The organism is Pseudoalteromonas sp. M8 (assembly GCF_018141365.1).
Lineage (GTDB): Bacteria > Pseudomonadota > Gammaproteobacteria > Enterobacterales > Alteromonadaceae > Pseudoalteromonas.
In genome coordinates this window covers 2,106,060-2,122,532 of record NZ_CP047240.1, presented here as the reverse complement: position 1 = coordinate 2,122,532, position 16,473 = coordinate 2,106,060, and the positions used below count along the sequence as shown (strand labels likewise).

Annotated in this window: 13 protein-coding genes; 6 read left to right on the top strand and 7 right to left on the bottom strand. The window is 43.0% G+C overall.

The genetic code is table 11. From position 1 onward, the window contains the following. Positions 1–87: 87 nt before the first annotated feature. The 3 genes from GSF13_RS14195 (at position 88) to GSF13_RS14185 (ending at position 4,077) form a co-directional block, all read left to right on the top strand. Positions 88–1,275, top strand: coding sequence for an extracellular solute-binding protein (locus GSF13_RS14195; RefSeq protein WP_211868867.1), 1,188 nt, complete (start codon positions 88–90; stop codon positions 1,273–1,275). Continuing rightward, positions 1,250–3,400 carry an ATP-binding protein gene (locus GSF13_RS14190; protein ID WP_211868865.1) on the top strand — a complete coding sequence of 717 codons (2,151 nt, stop codon included), beginning with the start codon at positions 1,250–1,252 and terminating at the stop codon, positions 3,398–3,400. The genes GSF13_RS14195 and GSF13_RS14190 overlap by 26 nt, the downstream gene beginning before the upstream one ends. 233 nt (positions 3,401–3,633) lie before the next feature. Next, a complete protein-coding gene (locus GSF13_RS14185) occupies positions 3,634–4,077 on the top strand; it encodes a hypothetical protein (RefSeq protein ID WP_010604668.1) in 444 nt (147 codons plus the stop codon). 287 nt (positions 4,078–4,364) lie between these two features. Here the strand turns inward: GSF13_RS14185 and GSF13_RS14180 are convergent, their stop codons facing one another. After that, complete coding sequence (locus GSF13_RS14180; RefSeq protein WP_010604667.1) at positions 4,365–4,793, bottom strand: organic hydroperoxide resistance protein; 429 nt, start codon at positions 4,791–4,793, stop codon at positions 4,365–4,367. Between the two features lie 188 nt (positions 4,794–4,981). Here GSF13_RS14180 and GSF13_RS14175 point away from each other — a divergent pair, with 188 nt between their 5' ends. Further along, positions 4,982–5,413, top strand: coding sequence for a MarR family transcriptional regulator (locus tag GSF13_RS14175; RefSeq protein ID WP_017217491.1), 432 nt, complete (start codon positions 4,982–4,984; stop codon positions 5,411–5,413). Between the two features lie 19 nt (positions 5,414–5,432). On the opposite strand, the gene GSF13_RS14170 is transcribed toward GSF13_RS14175, so the two are convergent. Next, complete coding sequence (locus GSF13_RS14170) at positions 5,433–6,323, bottom strand: LysR family transcriptional regulator (protein ID WP_010604665.1); 891 nt, start codon at positions 6,321–6,323, stop codon at positions 5,433–5,435. A gap of 107 nt (positions 6,324–6,430) precedes the next feature. Here GSF13_RS14170 and GSF13_RS14165 point away from each other — a divergent pair, with 107 nt between their 5' ends. Continuing rightward, positions 6,431–7,633, top strand: a complete 1,203-nt coding sequence (locus tag GSF13_RS14165; RefSeq protein WP_211868863.1) for an MFS transporter — start codon at positions 6,431–6,433, stop codon at positions 7,631–7,633. Between the two features lie 258 nt (positions 7,634–7,891). After that, positions 7,892–9,361 carry an exodeoxyribonuclease I gene (sbcB, locus tag GSF13_RS14160; RefSeq protein ID WP_211868861.1) on the top strand — a complete coding sequence of 490 codons (1,470 nt, stop codon included), beginning with the start codon at positions 7,892–7,894 and terminating at the stop codon, positions 9,359–9,361. A gap of 578 nt (positions 9,362–9,939) precedes the next feature. On the opposite strand, the gene GSF13_RS14155 is transcribed toward sbcB, so the two are convergent. From GSF13_RS14155 to GSF13_RS14135, 5 genes are all read right to left on the bottom strand, one after another. Next, complete coding sequence (locus GSF13_RS14155) at positions 9,940–11,841, bottom strand: propionyl-CoA synthetase (RefSeq protein WP_211868859.1); 1,902 nt, start codon at positions 11,839–11,841, stop codon at positions 9,940–9,942. 295 nt (positions 11,842–12,136) lie between these two features. Then, on the bottom strand, positions 12,137–12,433 hold the full coding sequence (locus GSF13_RS14150; protein ID WP_157757225.1) for a hypothetical protein: 297 nt from the start codon (positions 12,431–12,433) through the stop codon (positions 12,137–12,139). 32 nt (positions 12,434–12,465) lie between these two features. Continuing rightward, positions 12,466–13,530, bottom strand: a complete 1,065-nt coding sequence (locus GSF13_RS14145; RefSeq protein ID WP_211868857.1) for a fibrinogen-like YCDxxxxGGGW domain-containing protein — start codon at positions 13,528–13,530, stop codon at positions 12,466–12,468. A 134-nt stretch (positions 13,531–13,664) separates the two neighbouring features. Further along, a complete protein-coding gene (locus GSF13_RS14140; RefSeq protein WP_010604660.1) occupies positions 13,665–14,330 on the bottom strand; it encodes a GntR family transcriptional regulator in 666 nt (221 codons plus the stop codon). A gap of 630 nt (positions 14,331–14,960) precedes the next feature. Beyond that, the gene (locus GSF13_RS14135) at positions 14,961–16,457 is read right to left on the bottom strand and encodes an aldehyde dehydrogenase (NADP(+)) (protein ID WP_211868855.1); all 1,497 of its coding nucleotides are present in this window, start codon (positions 16,455–16,457) and stop codon (positions 14,961–14,963) included. Positions 16,458–16,473: the final 16 nt, after the last annotated feature.

The window sequence follows — 16,473 nt, the reverse complement described above, 5'->3', positions numbered from 1 at the left end:
AGCACATCAGAATAATTTTATATAAGAAACGCCCAATGCTGAGCAACATTAACATGCCTTTTAGGCCCGTAAAGGAAGCGTATTGATATGCCGCGTAAAATGCTCAATTTGGTGTTCATGTTACTTCTTTTGGTTTATAACCCAGTAAATGCCCGTGCAAGTGAACCGCCAGAGATAGATGTCGCGGTAGGACTTGAAAACTTTGATTTTCAGCCATTATTTGAAGAGTTTAGTGCAAAAACGGGTATTAAAGTTAATATTCTTGCTTTTAACAACAATCAGTTGAAAAGCGAGTTATTGTTGTATGCAGATGCCCTACAGTTACCGGATGCCGTGATTATTCCCAGCGATTATATGGGGTTGTCAGAACTGCAATTTTCTCAGGTGCCAGAGTCTTGGTTAAGCAAAAAGCTCACACAAAAAGTCATTGAGAATAGTAAGGTCAATGGTGAGCTTAAGGGCGTACCAATTATGTATGGCAACCATCTTGTACTCTATTACAACCGTGCACTTGTGCCACACCCTATTACCGACTTACAAACCTACGCACAACAAACTGTTGCAGACAAACCTACGCTCGGCTGGAATTTTTATGAAATGTATTGGTTTGTGACGTTTGCGAACGCCCTTCAGCCTAATCTCATTCAGGCAGGCGTGCCACAGCTTGACACCAAAGCGATGCGCCTCGCAATTTCCAATTATCAATCACTTCTCAACAGCGGCATCATAGACGCTGATTGTGTTTACCAATGCTTAATGAATCGTTTTAAGACCGGCAAGCTCGATTATTTTGTGAATGGAATTTGGGCATATCGTCAACTTAAAGACAAGCTTAAAGACGACCTAGCCATCGCACCTTTACCGAGATGGGGTAATTATCAGCTGATGTCTCTCGCATCGTCTCATGTACTGGCTTTTCCTGCCAATGGCATAGAATCTAAAAAAAGTCCGCATCTAAAGCAGCTTGTTGACTTTATGCAAAGCCAGAAGGTACAAGATAAACTATGGGATGAGCTCAATGCGCTGCCTGCAAACGGTGACAGCTTAGCTGAACTTATAAAACGCGACGACAAAGCACTGTCTCAACTGATCGCATCTCTGCATGAAACCTATCCACAACCGAATGAACCTATTATGGCCTATATTTGGGAAGCCATGTTAAAGGGGCTAACACGCTATTTAGGTGGTGTGTATAGTGTCGAAGAAACGACGCAATATATGCAATTTATCGTCACAAAGTCGGGACAGAATGAAAGCAAATCGCAGCATCGTTGATGAAATAAAAAGAAAAATTACGGCATTATTCTCTCTCTTCCTGGTTGTACTGGTTGCGATGGTTGGCTTTTCCTTAATGCAACAAAAAGCAACCCTAGAGCAAGAAGACGTTAAACGCACTGGCGCAAGTCTTATCAGCGATTTTAAAGCGCAAATCAATGAGCTTATCTATCAAGTTGCACCATTAAGTGAAGACCATATTTTATCTACCTTACCGAGCGATCTACTGTTTACTCAATACGCGGTTAAGGCGCTAACCAACTTAGTCGACAATACCGACATGGTAAAATCTGCGTTTATCAACGATGGCTCCGTGTTTACCGTAGAGGGATATCCTTTTAATACCCTACGTTGGAACAATTCTGTATTTAGCGAGCATGCTCACAAGGTCCTCGCGCAACAGCGACGCACATTAAAAATCGATAAACTAGTTGTCCCAGTTGAAAGCATTGAAAAAAAACCGTCTGATCAGGCCAAATTGTTTCTCGCCATTCCCCTTAGACAAAAATTATCGTCGTTAATGCGTCCTTATAAATATACGGGTGTACTATTCCTCGAAGTCGATCTTGAACCATTTTTAGGTTCCAATCAGGAAAAAGGCTCTATCTGGGTCACCAGTCAAGACCTTATGCTTGCGGGAACACATCCCTCAGATGCCACTGAAGGTGTATATCACAGTCCTATTTATTCACAAAAAGACGATTTTGTTGAACTTGATTTACAGCTACAACGAGAAGCCGAAGTATACAGTAACGATATTTTAAGCGCGGTGTTATACATTGTACTTATCGGCTTGATGCTAGTGGTATTACTTACCTGGTATTTACGCCGATTAGCAAAACGCTTGACCAATCCGATGCGCGCACTTGAGCGTCATTGCGAACGACTTAAACAGGGACATTATGTTTCTGCAACAAGCGATTTTGAATTTAGAGAGCTAAGAACGCTCCAAGTGACCCTCAACCAACTTGCGAAACAAATTAAGGAGCAGATAGGTTCTCTTGAAAGTGAAAAAGTGAAGGCACAAAGTTCAGAGCGGGCAAAAAGTCACTTTTTGGCAAATATGAGCCATGAATTAAGGACGCCACTTAACGGTATTTATGGTGTATTCCAATTAATGAAGCACCATAGAAATGCAGCAGATTCCAAAGAGCTTATTGCACAGGGCATGACGTCCACAGAAACATTACTTAGCTTACTCAATGACTTACTTGATTTCTCTAAAATTGAAGCTGGTGAACTTAAAATGGAATCAGCGACGGTGGATGTCAGAAGTATTGTCAGTGAAGTAAAACAAGAGTTTGTCCATACTGCCAATGCTAAACAAATTGACCTTATTATTCATACTGAGGAGCTTGCAAATCCTTATCGACTCGGTGATTCGCTGCGTTTGAAGCAGATACTAAGGAATTTAATATCCAATGCCGTTAAGTTTACCAGTGACGGCTCTGTAACCGTTATACTCCAAGATGGCGGTAAACATCTCTCCATCCGTGTAATAGATACGGGCGCCGGTATTTCCGAAGTCGCGCTAAAGAAGTTATTTAATCGATTTCAACAGGCAGACTCGTCGACCACCAGAAAGTATGGAGGAACCGGTCTTGGACTTGCAATTGTAAAACAACTTGCCGAGTTAATGGACGGCCGTGTTACGGTGACAAGTAAAGAAGGTATTGGCAGTGAGTTTACAGTTGAACTCGTACTCGATATCTGCGATGCACCAGAACAATCTGTCATGCAAGATTTGCAAGCTATACCCGCTTTGAGGGATAAAAACCTGCTACTTGCTGAAGATAATCCACTTAATCAAAAAATATTTAGCGCCATGATTAAACCAACTGAAGCGAATCTTGTCATAGCTCAGGATGGTGAAGAGGCGATTGAGCTTTATCACGAATTGAAACCTGATATCTTTTTTGTAGATATTCAGATGCCAAAAAAAGATGGCCTAAAAGTATGTTCAGAAGTCAGAGAACAAGATAAGACAACCCCACTTATTGCCGTTACAGCCAACGTGATGTCGGGAGATTTAGAAAACTATCAGCAACTTGGATTTGATAATTGCGTAGCAAAACCGATAGATATGAAAAAGCTTTATGAAGTGATAAATACTATTTTGAGTTAACGGTCAATTTCGCCCCATTTTATATGACCAGATAATTGAATAAAGTTCATTTAAGTTACAATTGAGTAACATAGTGAAATTCTTATAATCTTAGCCTGAAAGCAGACATTCACCTCAGGTAAACTTCTTCTCGTGCAACATTCAATTAGCATTCAAGTCTTTATACCATCAGCATTTTTACCTGCACTAGTTGCATGGTTTCATCGAATGTAATTTCATAGGAGTCAAAAGGAATGACAACCATCGTCTATAACGCTAAAACAGCAGAAATAGCCTGTGATAGTAGAACCACTACCGATAAGATCATCGTTACCGATAACGCCCAAAAGTGGTTTGATTATCATGGTTGGAGAGTGTTTTGCACCGGCCAGACATGCGATATACACAATTTGCAGCACAATTTTTCAAATAATCAATTTGATACGATTGAGAGTTTGGAATTCATTAAATACCACCCCAAAAAAGGCGTATGGTATGGTTGTGTAAAAAGGGGCACCTGTAAATCTGAACCCTTAGCGCAATCTTATGCCATCGGCTCAGGCCAACAAGCGGCAATGTTTGGTTTACTCAATGGCTATAATACGGTGGAAATCGTTGAGCAAGTTAAACGAATTGATTTTAGAACAGGTGGCGATATTCATTGCTTTAAAATTACCGACTCCTTAGAAAACATATAAGCCAGCGTCAAAATACGCTGGCTCTAACTCACTTGAGTGAGTTAACCTGAGCTTCGGATAATTAATGCCTTTCTAGCAGCCAGTTTTAACGCTAACTGCGTTGAATTCACTTCCAATAGCTAGCTATTGGTACGTAAATTCGCCTTGCCTACAGGAAGTAGGTACCTTAGCGAGAGCAGGACGCGGAAGCGGTGTTATCCTCAAAACTCTCTGGCTAGGTAAGATGATAGTTTAAGGTGATTAAAAAACAGTTAGTTAGTTCATTCCTTATCCAAACCTCAGGTTAGTTAAATAACTGAAAGCTCAACCGCAATGTTGCCACGAGTAGCATTTGAATATGGGCAAACTTCGTGAGCTTTTTCAACGAGTGACTGCGCCGTGTCTTTGTCTAAGTCACCAACTGATACCGCCAATTTCACCGCTATCCCGAAGCCACCTTCAATTGGCCCTATAGACACTTCAGAGTTAATATGTGTGTCTTCTGGCAACTTGACTTTTGCTTTGCCTGCCACCAATTTTAATGCGCCAATAAAACACGCCGCATAACCTGCTGCAAACAATTGCTCCGGATTAGTCCCTTGGCCGTCATCCCCACCTAAGCCTTTTGGTGTCGAAAGCGCAACATCAAGACGACCATCGTCAGACTTTGCCACACCTTCTCGGCCACCTGTGGCAGTGGCTTTCGCCGTATATGCAATACTTTGTAGTTCTTTCATTTCGTTCTCCTAAGTTTGTGCTTGTAGAGTACTCACCTACACCCTAACGCAGCGAGGCTTTACTCTAGATGAAGTAAAATCAATTAAACATTTATTTTGCATGCAAAATAATAGATTCAATTTTTTAGAATTGCAAATACTTTGTGTGCAAATTAAAATGTAGCTTAGCTACTTTGTAGGAATATGTGATGAACTACCCACAATTAAAACTAGACGCTCAAATCTGCCACCGCCTCTACATGGCTTCCAATGGTATTGCCCGTGCTTACCGAGCATCTTTACAAAAACTCGACTTAACCTACCCTCAATATGTGGTGATGATGGCACTTTGGGAGAAAGATGAAATCAGCATTGCTGAGTTACTAGAGAAAACCGCCATCGATGGCGGTGCTATGACACAAATATTAAAGAAAATGACTGACAAAGCCCTGCTTTCAATCGTTAAAGACGAAAAAGATAAGCGCAAACGAGTGGTAAAACTACAAAGTAGGGGTCAAGATCTGCAACATCAAGCTGCCACAATTCCTGAGCAGATCCGCTGTAAATTTCCAAGCATCGACGAGCAAAAAGCACGAGCACTTATTGAGTTACTAGATTCGATCAATGGTGATTTGGCCTAAAGTAGAAATCAAAAGATAGTCATTGTAGCGCGCGTTCTAAATGTGCCAAAAACGCTGATATTTTTTTGGCCAGATGTTTACGGCCAGCATAGAACGCATAAAGTACAAGGTCTTCCGGTTGCTGCTCTAATTTAAGTGGTACCAGCGCGCCTGACTCAATTTCTGCTTTACAGGAGTTCAGTGGCAAGATAGCAAATCCAACCCCTGAAAGCGCGGCAGACTTAGCTATAAACCCACTGTTTACCCTAAAGTTTGATTTAACATTCACCGTCGTTAATCTTCTTTCATTGTTAGTAAATATCCAAGGTGTACCGTTTACGGCGGTCAGGGTTGAAATACAAGGCAGAGATTGTAAATCTGCTAATCTATACGGCGAAGTATGCTTTTCTAGCAAGCTGGGAGCTGCCACTACGACGCTTGGTAATCGAGCCAACTCTTTAACCACCCAATTGCTATCCTCAAGCTTGCCACGATGAAAGTAAAGCACGACATCAAAGCCATCTAAGAGATTTTCTCTTGGACTCAGGCTGGTATCACAACTTATTGAAATTAATGGATGTGCAGCGCAAAAGGTTACCACTGCTTGACCAAGAATGGGGATGTCGGGCATCACTATACGCAAATGCCCCATTGGCGTAGAGGCATGTTTATTTACTTCTTGCAACGCATCCGACAGCGAATCGATTAACGGCTTTGTACTCACATAAAGCTGCTCACCCGCTTCTGTCACTGAGATCCGCCTTGTTGTTCGTTCCAACAATCTTGCATCAAGCTTTTCTTCAAGTAGTGCAATATGACGACTTACGTTGGAGGTTGGTATATCCAGAAACTCTGCCGCTTGTTTGAAGCTTAAGCATTCATAAACACAGTGGAAACTGTTAAGCCACTGAGGGTCAATCTGATCAATCATTTTATTAGCCCAACATATGGGTTTATCAATTCAATAATAGACACTTTATTACCTAATTAAGGCTAATACAATCAAGGCTTCTTTGTTTATATCAATTAAGGATGTCTATGTTTTCAGCTTCCATGACCACCTTAGCAAGCCCAAAAGTAAAATTTGGGTTATGTTTTGTCATCCACTTTTTAGTCGCGTTAGATGCATTAATCATTGTACCCTTTAGCGCGGATATGGCGCTAAGCTCAGGTACCAACCCATCAAATTCGGGACTACTCGTTTCAGCTTATGCAATTGCCGCTGCTTTCACTTGTTTATGTGTGCGCGGTACAGGCAACCTTTCAAAGGAGAAATACAAAGTCTTTATTTTTCTGTCAGCAACCACATTGTTAACCTTGCTTACTTCAGCACTCGAGAGTTTTTATACCCTGCTTTTCGTACGTGCATTGACTGGTATTGGTGGCGGCGCACTGGTAGTACTCAATCTCAACTTGGTGATTCAGCTAAGCCATGAAAACGACAAGAAAAAAGACACCGCGATACTGTTGAGTGCTTTTCCACTCGCCTTGGCAATTGGGATCCCTGCGCTATTATTTATCACAGCAAATCAAGGCTGGCAGTTGGGGTTCATGATACTGGGAAGTGGCTTAGCCATTACAGTGCTATTATTTACATTTATATTTCTCTCAAACATAAAGCAAGCTTCGCAAAGCAGCGATAGCAACCCAATGCCAAGCAACACATTTAACCCGACCAAAACCCTTAAATACGCTCTGTTCATCGCATTTTTTGTGGTGCTAAGTACATTTGCAATTTCAACTCAATTTCCGGTGATGCTAATTACCAACTTAAACATCTCAAGCTCGATGCTAAGCGCGAGCTATTTGTTTAGTGGTGTGTGTTCGTTTGTTGCGGTTCAGCTATACGCTCGAAGTAAGCTAAACAATCACACAACCTCATACTTAATTTACTTTCTTAGTGGCTTGATGATATTGGCAGCCTTGTTTGGTTTTACGATAAGTTCAGTTATTTTTGCAGCCGGACTTTTTACCCTGTTTGTGATTGCAAGCGCTACCCGCTCTATGATCTTAGTGACAGAACTTATAACCTCACTTCACGCAGAAGAGCGCAGTACCTTTATCAGTCTGCAAAATGCGATACAGCACTTTGCGATAGCCTCTGGCGGCACTATTGCAAGTTTGCTAGTCACGCCCCGCGAAAACCACACACTTAATTTTAATGTCTTGATTGTAGTTTCAGCTCTATTAATAGTTATAACAGTTGCTATGTGGAGAAACTTTCAAAGAAAGCGCTTTTAATCGCGATTTAGTGATTGAACAATAGGTAATTGGGCAGTTTGATTGTCAATAAGTGACGTAGCTTCCCCAATTACCGCTCTGATTTGTTTTAATAAGACAATCCGCCATGGTTATGCCTTACTCTAAGCGCGCCTCTATGCGATAATGCTTGCCTATCGTTAATCATATTTGTCGTGATGATATACACAGTTGTCATACCATCACGACAAATATAATTAACCAAAACAAACAAAAACAGTAGAATAACTTTTTGACTTTATGACAAATACAAACCAATCAGATACACCGAATAATGCCCAGAACATCCCAACTATTTTCTGGCACGACTACGAGAGTTGGGGTGCGACGCCGCAAAAAGACAGGCCAAGCCAATTTGCTGGGATCAGAACGGATCTGGACCTCAATATTATTGGTGAGCCACTGATTGAGTATTGTCAACCAGCGCCTGATTATCTCCCGCATCCTCAAGCCTGTTTAGTCACCGGGATCACACCACAGTTAGCACTAAAAAAAGGCCTGACCGAGGCTGAGTTTATGGCAAAGATCCACACTGAATTTGCAAAGCCACAAACCTGCGTTGCTGGATATAACAGTATTCGGTTTGACGATGAGCTAACCCGTTATAGCCTTTATCGTAACTTTTATGACCCCTATGAGCGTGAATGGCAAAATGGCAATAGCCGTTGGGACATCATAGATCTGGTAAGAGCCTGTTATGCGCTTCGCCCAGAAGGAATAGAATGGCCAACCAGAGAAGATGGCAATCCGAGTTTTAAACTGGAACACTTAACCGTCGCCAATGGCATTGAGCACGGCGCCGCGCACGATGCATTGAGTGATGTTACCGCAACGATTGCGCTGGCTAAACTGATTAAAACCAAACAGCCAAAACTGTATGAGTTCTACTTTAATCACAGACATAAAAAAGCGGTATCGAGCCTAATCGACGTTTTCAATATGCAGCCTTTGGTGCACGTTTCTTCTATGTTTCCGGCACAACAAGGTTGCACCACTTGGATTGCGCCGATGAGTTTTCACCCGGTCAATAGCAATGCCGTGATCTGCTTTGACTTAACACAGTCGCCAGAGGTATTGAATGACCTTGACGTTGAGGCGCTCAAACAACGGCTTTATACAAAACGCAGCGAATTGGGTGATGATGAGTTACCAGTTGGATTAAAACTAGTACATATCAATAAATGCCCGTTGGTTGCGCCCGCTAAAACCCTCTTGCCCGAAAACGCAGCGAGGCTTGGAATTGACCGCGAGCAATGCCTTGAAAACTTAAAGTACCTTAAAGCACGTCCAGAGCTAAGGGATAAGGTTGCAGAAGTCTTTAGCGATGAAAAGGGATTCGATAAACCAAGCAACCCGGATTATCAACTCTACGACGGTTTCACCAGTAAGGCCGATAAAGCCAAATTTGCAATCATTCGCAATGCATCGCCTGAAGAGTTGGCAACCATTGAACTGGATTTTGAAGACAGTAAATTTAACACGTTGCTGTTTCGCTATCGAGCAAGAAACTGGCCGCAGTCGCTCTCACCTGTAGAGCTTGATAAATGGCGTAAATACTGCCAAAACAAGTTGATGCATAATGAAGATAACCCTTCAATTTCAGCCGAAGATTTTATGCTAGAGCTTGAAAATTTAGTCGCAGAGAATGAAGGTAATGAGCACAATATGCAGATCTTAAAAGCGCTTTATCATTACGCTCAAAGTTTGTAGTTAATGCCGTAATAGCCCGCACCGCTTGGCGCTAATATGAAATGCTGACTTCGTCGATAAACAGCAGTGCGGCTTACTAATATAATTTGCATTGGCAAAATATTCGTTCTGCTTGTGTTGAAATAACCCCTCTAAGAAATGAAGAGTTTATATTGCATTAATACCAATTCGCTTAATTAAGCTACCTATTTTGAGGCGAAAAAATCTTGTCGATAATCAGGAAAAAATCCTATTTAACCTGAGGTTTGGATAAGGAATGAACTGACTCACTGTTTTTTTAATCACCTTAAACTATCTTCTTACCTAGCCAGAGAGTTTTGGGGGATAACTCCGATCTCGCGTCCTGCTACCGCACTGGTACCTACATCCTTGTAGGTACCAGTACGAATTTACGGCCCAATTGCTGGGCTATTGGAAGTGAATTTAACGCAGTTAGCGCTAAAACTGGCTGCTAGAAAGACATTAATTATCCGAAGCTCAGGTTATTTAGTGTTCTAAATAAGAAAGCTTTAACACCGTTAGCGTCAGGTTTGCTTCTTCAAATTGAGCAAGTGTTAAGGCCAATTGGTATAATTCTCTCATCTATTATGGTGTTGGCATGTATTCCACATTAGCTGTAACTCTTCAATAATGGCGGGGTCGTCAATGGTAGATGGCACGATGATGTCTTCACCGTCCACCAGCTGGCGTAAGTTCTTTCTGAGTATTTTACCTGAACGGGTTTTGGGTAAACGCTCAACCACTTTAATGGTTTTAAGACAGGCAATCGCACCGATTTTTTCGCGGATCAGGCTTCTTATTTCCTCTGCAATGGCCGTTTCTGTGGTGTTTACGCCATCTTTCAGTACCACCATGGCAATAGGCACTTGGCCTTTTAGCTCGTCTTTACCGGCAAACACGGCGCATTCTGCAATTGCATTGTGGCCTGCGACGATCTCTTCCATTTCACCGGTTGACAGTCTATGCCCGGCTACGTTTATTACGTCATCGGTGCGGCCCATAATAAACAAGTAGCCGTCTTCATCAAAATACCCGCCATCGCCAGAGAGGTAATAGCCGGGGTATTGTGATAAGTAACTGCCTTTAAAGCGCGCCGTGTTATTCCAAATAGTGGTTAAACAACCGGGAGGGAGTGGTAATTTCACCGCAACGACACCTTGTTGATTGGCCTCGCAAGGACTGCCGTCCACATCAAGGATCTCGACTTGATAGCCCGGTGTGGGAACAGTGGCACTGCCCGCCTTTGTTGGCATCAATTCAATTCCAACTGGGTTAGATGCAATTGCCCAACCCGTTTCGGTTTGCCACCAGTGGTCAATTACCGGCAGCTTTGTGGTGGACTGTAGCCAATCGTAGGTAGCAGGGTCAAGTCGTTCACCAGCTAAAAATAGCGCTTTTAGACTGCTTGTGTTGTAGTTAGCCAAGAGCGCAGCGCTCGGATCTTCTTTTTTAATGGCACGAAATGCCGTAGGTGCACTAAAAAGTGCAGCCACTTGGTATTCTTCTACCACTCGCCAAAACGCCCCTGCATCTGGGGTTTTAATCGGTTTACCTTCGTATAATACGCTAGTGCAACCATAAATCAGTGGGCCATAAACAATATAAGAATGTCCCACAACCCAACCAATGTCAGATGCTGCCCAAAATACTTCGCCGGGCGCCATGCCGTAAACGGTTTTCATACTGTAGTTTAATGCCACAGCATGACCGCCCTGCTCTCGCACTACTCCTTTGGGTGTACCTGTGGTGCCAGAGGTATACAAAATATAAAGCGGATGCGTACTTGGTAACGGCACGGCATCAAAGGATTCTGGCGTGTTTGCCACCACCGCCCAGTCTAAGTCTCTTGGCGATGACATCTGCGCTTGGTATGCTTCACGCTGTAACACAACGCAATGTTCAACTTGATGCTTTGCCAGCGACAAAGCCTCATCCAGCATAGGCTTGTATTCAATAGTGCGGCCTATTTCAATTCCGCAAGAAGCACAGATCACTAGCTTTGGTTTAGCATCATCTATTCTCACCGCAAGCTCATGGGGCGCAAAACCGCCAAACACCACTGAATGAATAGCACCCACGCGCGCGCAAGCAAGCATAGCAACGACCGCCTCAGGCACCATGGGCATATAAATTACGACCCTATCCCCTACGCTCACATCAAGCTGATTTAAGCCTGCCGCAAAATAGCTCACTTGAGAGAGCAACTCGCGATAGCTAATTTTGCGTTTGGTATTCGTCACCGGCGAGTCATAAATTAATGCTGTTTGCTCCCCTCTCCCTTGGTGTACATGATGGTCGAGTGCCACATAACTGGTATTCATCAAGCCATCGCTAAACCAATGACTCAACCCCTCTTGGTCTTGGCTATGTCCGATTTTTGGTGGCGTGTGCCAATCAAGCCGTGTCGCTTCTTTAAGCCAAAACGCCTCTGGGTCTTGGGTAAATGTGTGGTACGCCTGTTGATAGGTTGTTGTTGTCATAATAAGTTACTCAGTTTCGCTGGAACTTAGTAAAGATAGATAAAAAACTGCCAAGTTTTGATGAGACTTTAGTCTTGCGAGGATGATATAGATCAAGGTTGGGGCATTAGATATGATTATGTTTGGTATATTTTGAGGAATAAGCTTAGGCTGTGTTGGCAATATTCAACGATATCGTTTTAGCATAAGCAACGGTAGCATCGAAGGACAAAACCAATTTATTTTTTGATATTAATAGTTCAGCTTCATTGATTTAATAGCAGCACCTAAAAGGCGCTGCTAAGCCTAATCAGCTTTACCTTACATAGATATAGGTTACCTGACTTGCAGCATAACCATTGACATTGCTTGATTTATACATGCTACCATTAAAGTTGTAGATATTAGCATAATTCAGCATGCCGTAATCGCGGCCACTACCAGAGCAACCTGACGATTCGTGCCAAAACAAACGAAATCTCGCTTCGCCTGTGCGATTTTTATTCTCTCCAAGTGTATCTTGAAGTGGTATACAGTTTGCCGTATTTAACACGCTGATATCTGCAATGGCGTAATTATTAATAGCAGGCATCACCATATACATTTCTCGCATGTTGCTTTTGTAGTTAACCCACTGTGCATCCGTCAGATGGTAGTTTGCATCAAAATTCGTGATATTTTGTGTTGCTTCAAACCAACCATCCAGCGTCGTGTTACTGTTAGCATAGTTATAACCAACCACTCGACGCAAGCCAACCAGTGTCCAGCCTCCCCCTGTTCATCCATATTACAATAAGTTGTGAACTCTGGCATGATATCGTTGCCGTCTTGATCAAGGATATAGAACCCTGATGGAGACTGTGGTTCATTTTGTAGTAACTCATTACAACTTGTATAGTAAGGGCTTGGTAAAGTAATAGCTTCTTTATTTGCTCGAATATTTACAGTATCTGAGCCATATGAAGTCACGTCTTGGGCAAACAAGTGACCGTCTATCGTTAGTACGTTGATGACTTCCTCAATGTGTGTTAGCTCGGTGTCTTTTGATTGCTCTTCGGATAGGGTAAGCTCGTGTTGTTTAAATGTCGTACCAGTGTGGTCCATAACAACTTGATCTACATAATATGCCTGACCTGAATCAAGCGTCCCTTCCTTACTTGGTGCATAGATAGCCAAATATGCGACTGTCTGTTGTGTAGTAGCACGACCTGCAACTGGTTGCTCTTGGTACTGTACGTATGCACTGAAACCTAGCTGATTAACATTACTCGCACGAGCAACATAAGAAGACTGATTAGTATCACTTTGACCACTCAAAAATAGATAAGGCACCTGTGGCAATTGCTGCGTGAAACGGAACTCTTTTTCAGAAGTCCCCAGTACAATACTGCCAACTTCCCATATTGAGCCATCCGCCATTTCGTAACGGCCTTTCTCTAGCGTGAACGTAGATATAGTCTCCCCTTGATGGCCCCCATCCAAATAATCCCACTCTGCAAATCGTACCGACACAGAGCCATTTCCATTATCTGAGACCATCACGTTACCAGGCTCAGCATCATTTAAACTTGCAACACCAGTAACTAGCACCTGCTGTTGAGTTTTAGCAATCACAATATGTTGATCTGTTACGGTATACTCAGCCAGATTAAATGCATTAGCAGAAGTACCAGCAAGGATACAGCTCGTAAGTAGAGTTTTCTTTAACATATAAAAGTCCTTTCTAAGTATTATTGGAAGAAGATTTTTCTCTGAAAATATTTTTGTAAAAATACCGTCTCAGATTCAAAATTTGCAATCGATTTACATCAATATCTGAAATCATCAGGAAGTGATTATGTTACCTACTGCTCGCTTTCAAGCTTAAGCAGCAATGCTTTGATATCATCTTTTGCGCCAGTAATATGTTTTTTCAAAAAGTCACATGCCCCTTTGGTATTTTTATCGCGGCACAATTCCAATAGCTGGCGGTGTTCATCTGGTGCGGTTTTAATGCCACCTGCAAGTAGGATATGCATGCGCACATAACGCTCGGAATTTTTACTGTACACATCCACCAGCTCACGAGTCTGTGGGCGCTGTGCTTTGCTGTAGAGTTTGCTGTGAAATTCGGCGTTAAGCTTGCCAGTTGCCAGTTGTGTATCGCCAGCAGCCATTGCTTCTTCAAGCTCGGCTAAGATGGCTTCAGCTTCTAGCAAGTCGCGCGCCGTTAACTTATCGATTGAATGGCATAAAAGCTCGGCTTCCAACAATGCGCGTAGGTCAAAAATTTCGTCGATTTGCTCAGCGCTTAAACGTGTGACCGTCGCGCCTTTGTGCGCTTCAAAGTTAACTAAGCCTTCGGCTTCTAGTTGCAGCAGTGCTTCTCTAACGGGAATACGACTTACATTTAACTCATCTGCCAGCGCGGCTTGCCTCAGCGGCTCGCCCGCTTTGATTTCGCCTGTGAGGATTTTTTCACGAATTGCTTCAGCAACTAATTGAGTTCGAGTTTTATGTACAATCGCCATAGTATTTAGTAATTATTGTTTTATGAACTCATTATAAACGCATCTGAGTTCAAATTGCATGTTTGTCTTAATTAATTACAGAGTCAAGTGTTGAGTTACCAACAGCTGAGCAAACCTAGATTTATGTTTATTGTACTGAGTTTCGTTTTATAGTTTACTCGTAGATGAAGAGACATATTTGTTCCTCGTTATTAAATCGCACCGGTTAACATTGTATGAGGAGCGACACATATAACGGTGACTTTATGAATGAACACAAGTCTCTAGTGCGTAATCGAAGCTTCCCCCAGCATCTAAACAATTGTCAACCGCCATAAAATTACTGGTCAGGGCAAAAAATATAACCGTACCGACTAGCGCTATGACTCCTAAAGCCAGCGCTAGTTTGAACTTGTGCTTGTTTGAGTTAATTAGTGAATTAGGCTTTTTATCTGTGTTTTTATAAACCATGAATGCTATCACTTTTCCGATTATTGTTATGAAAAGCGGTAACTTATCACTCTACACATATCTGCTCAAGCGAAAACCTCCTAAGTATCTACCTACGATGCAACCTCGCCATAAGCACTAAAACCACCTTAAGTTCAATACATTAGAAAAGCCCATAGCAATGCTATGGGCTTGGTTTGCTTAACTTTGTATACAAATTGGTCTTACGAATCGTTTTAGCGCTTCTAACCCTACCGACGTTGAACGTACATCAGTTGATGACGGGAACGGCCCGCCATGGTTCATGGTGGCACACACTTCAACGCCCGTTGGCATTTGCCCATAAATCAATCGACCTACGCGGTATTGTAACGCCTCTATGATGTCTTCGGCTTGATGTAAGTCAGAATCAGTGCCATGAATACTGGCGGTGAGCTGCCCATCTAAGTCTGCGATTAAGTCCTCAAGCTGCGCTAAGTCGTCATAGCTCACCACTAAAGCACTTGGCCCAAAGACTTCTTCTTTAAGCCTCTCGTCAGATACAAAACTTTTGCTATCCGTTGAAAACAAGTGCGCGTTGGCGTGAAACGGCTGTGCTTGCTCACCAGCGCTCAACAACGTTACTTGAGGGTGTGCTTTTAGCGCAGCAGTGCTGTTTTGATAAGCTTTTAAAATGCCAGGGGTTAATAGGGTATCGGAAGGTGCTGCGCTAATGTTTTGCTTAGCTGTCTCGATAAATGTTTGTGAATGATTGCTTGGCACCAACCAAATACCGGGGCTAGTACAAAATTGACCATTGCCCATAAGTAAAGACTGGACAAATTGTGTACCAAGCTCTGCGCCTTGCGACTGTATTTTTTCAGGTAAGACAATTTGCGGGTTTACGCTGCCAAGCTCACCGTAAAGCGGGATAGGTTCATGGCGCTTCGCTATAGTGCCCTGCAATGCTCTTGCGACGCCAAAAGAGCCCGTAAATCCAACCGCTTTGATAGGCTCAGCTTTAACCAGCCAATGCGCGACATCGTACGCTTTCGCTTGCAACATTGAAAACACCCCGCTTGGCATATCACATTTGCTTATTGCTGCAGCAATGGCCTTGGTCATTAGCTCACACGTTGCCGGATGTGCTGGGTGACCTTTATACACCACGGGGCAACCAGCGGCTAACGCAGCTGCGGTATCGCCTCCAAGCGTTGAGAAAGCGTAAGGGAAGTTTGATGCACCAAACACCGCAACAACGCCAATAGGAATATGCTTAAGCTGTGTTTTTGGCTTAGGCAGCGGCGTGCGATTTGGGTCCGCTTGCTCTTCCTTAGCAAGGCAAAGCTCAGCTAGGTTATCTCTCAGCGCTGCAGCAAATGCGTTTAATTGGTTTACCGTGCGGCCACGCTCGCCCTCGAGTCTTGCCCTTGGCAGGTTAGTTTCTGCCATTGTTGTGGTTATTAGCCCATCACCTAAGGCAAGAATTTCTTGGGCTATAGTTTCTAAAAACTCTGCTCGAGCAGTCATCGACGTTTTACGATAAGCCTTAAAAGCCTGCTCTGCCGCATTAACAGCTTCCTCTACTTGTACTTCACTAGCGTTAAAAAATGCTTGCGTCAGCGGCTCATTGGTTGCTGGGCAAAACGCGTAAAACGTTGTTGCCGTTTGTGCGGCTTGCCACGCACCGTTAATGTAGCTCTTTCCTGATAAATTCATTGTTAGCTCCTGTTTT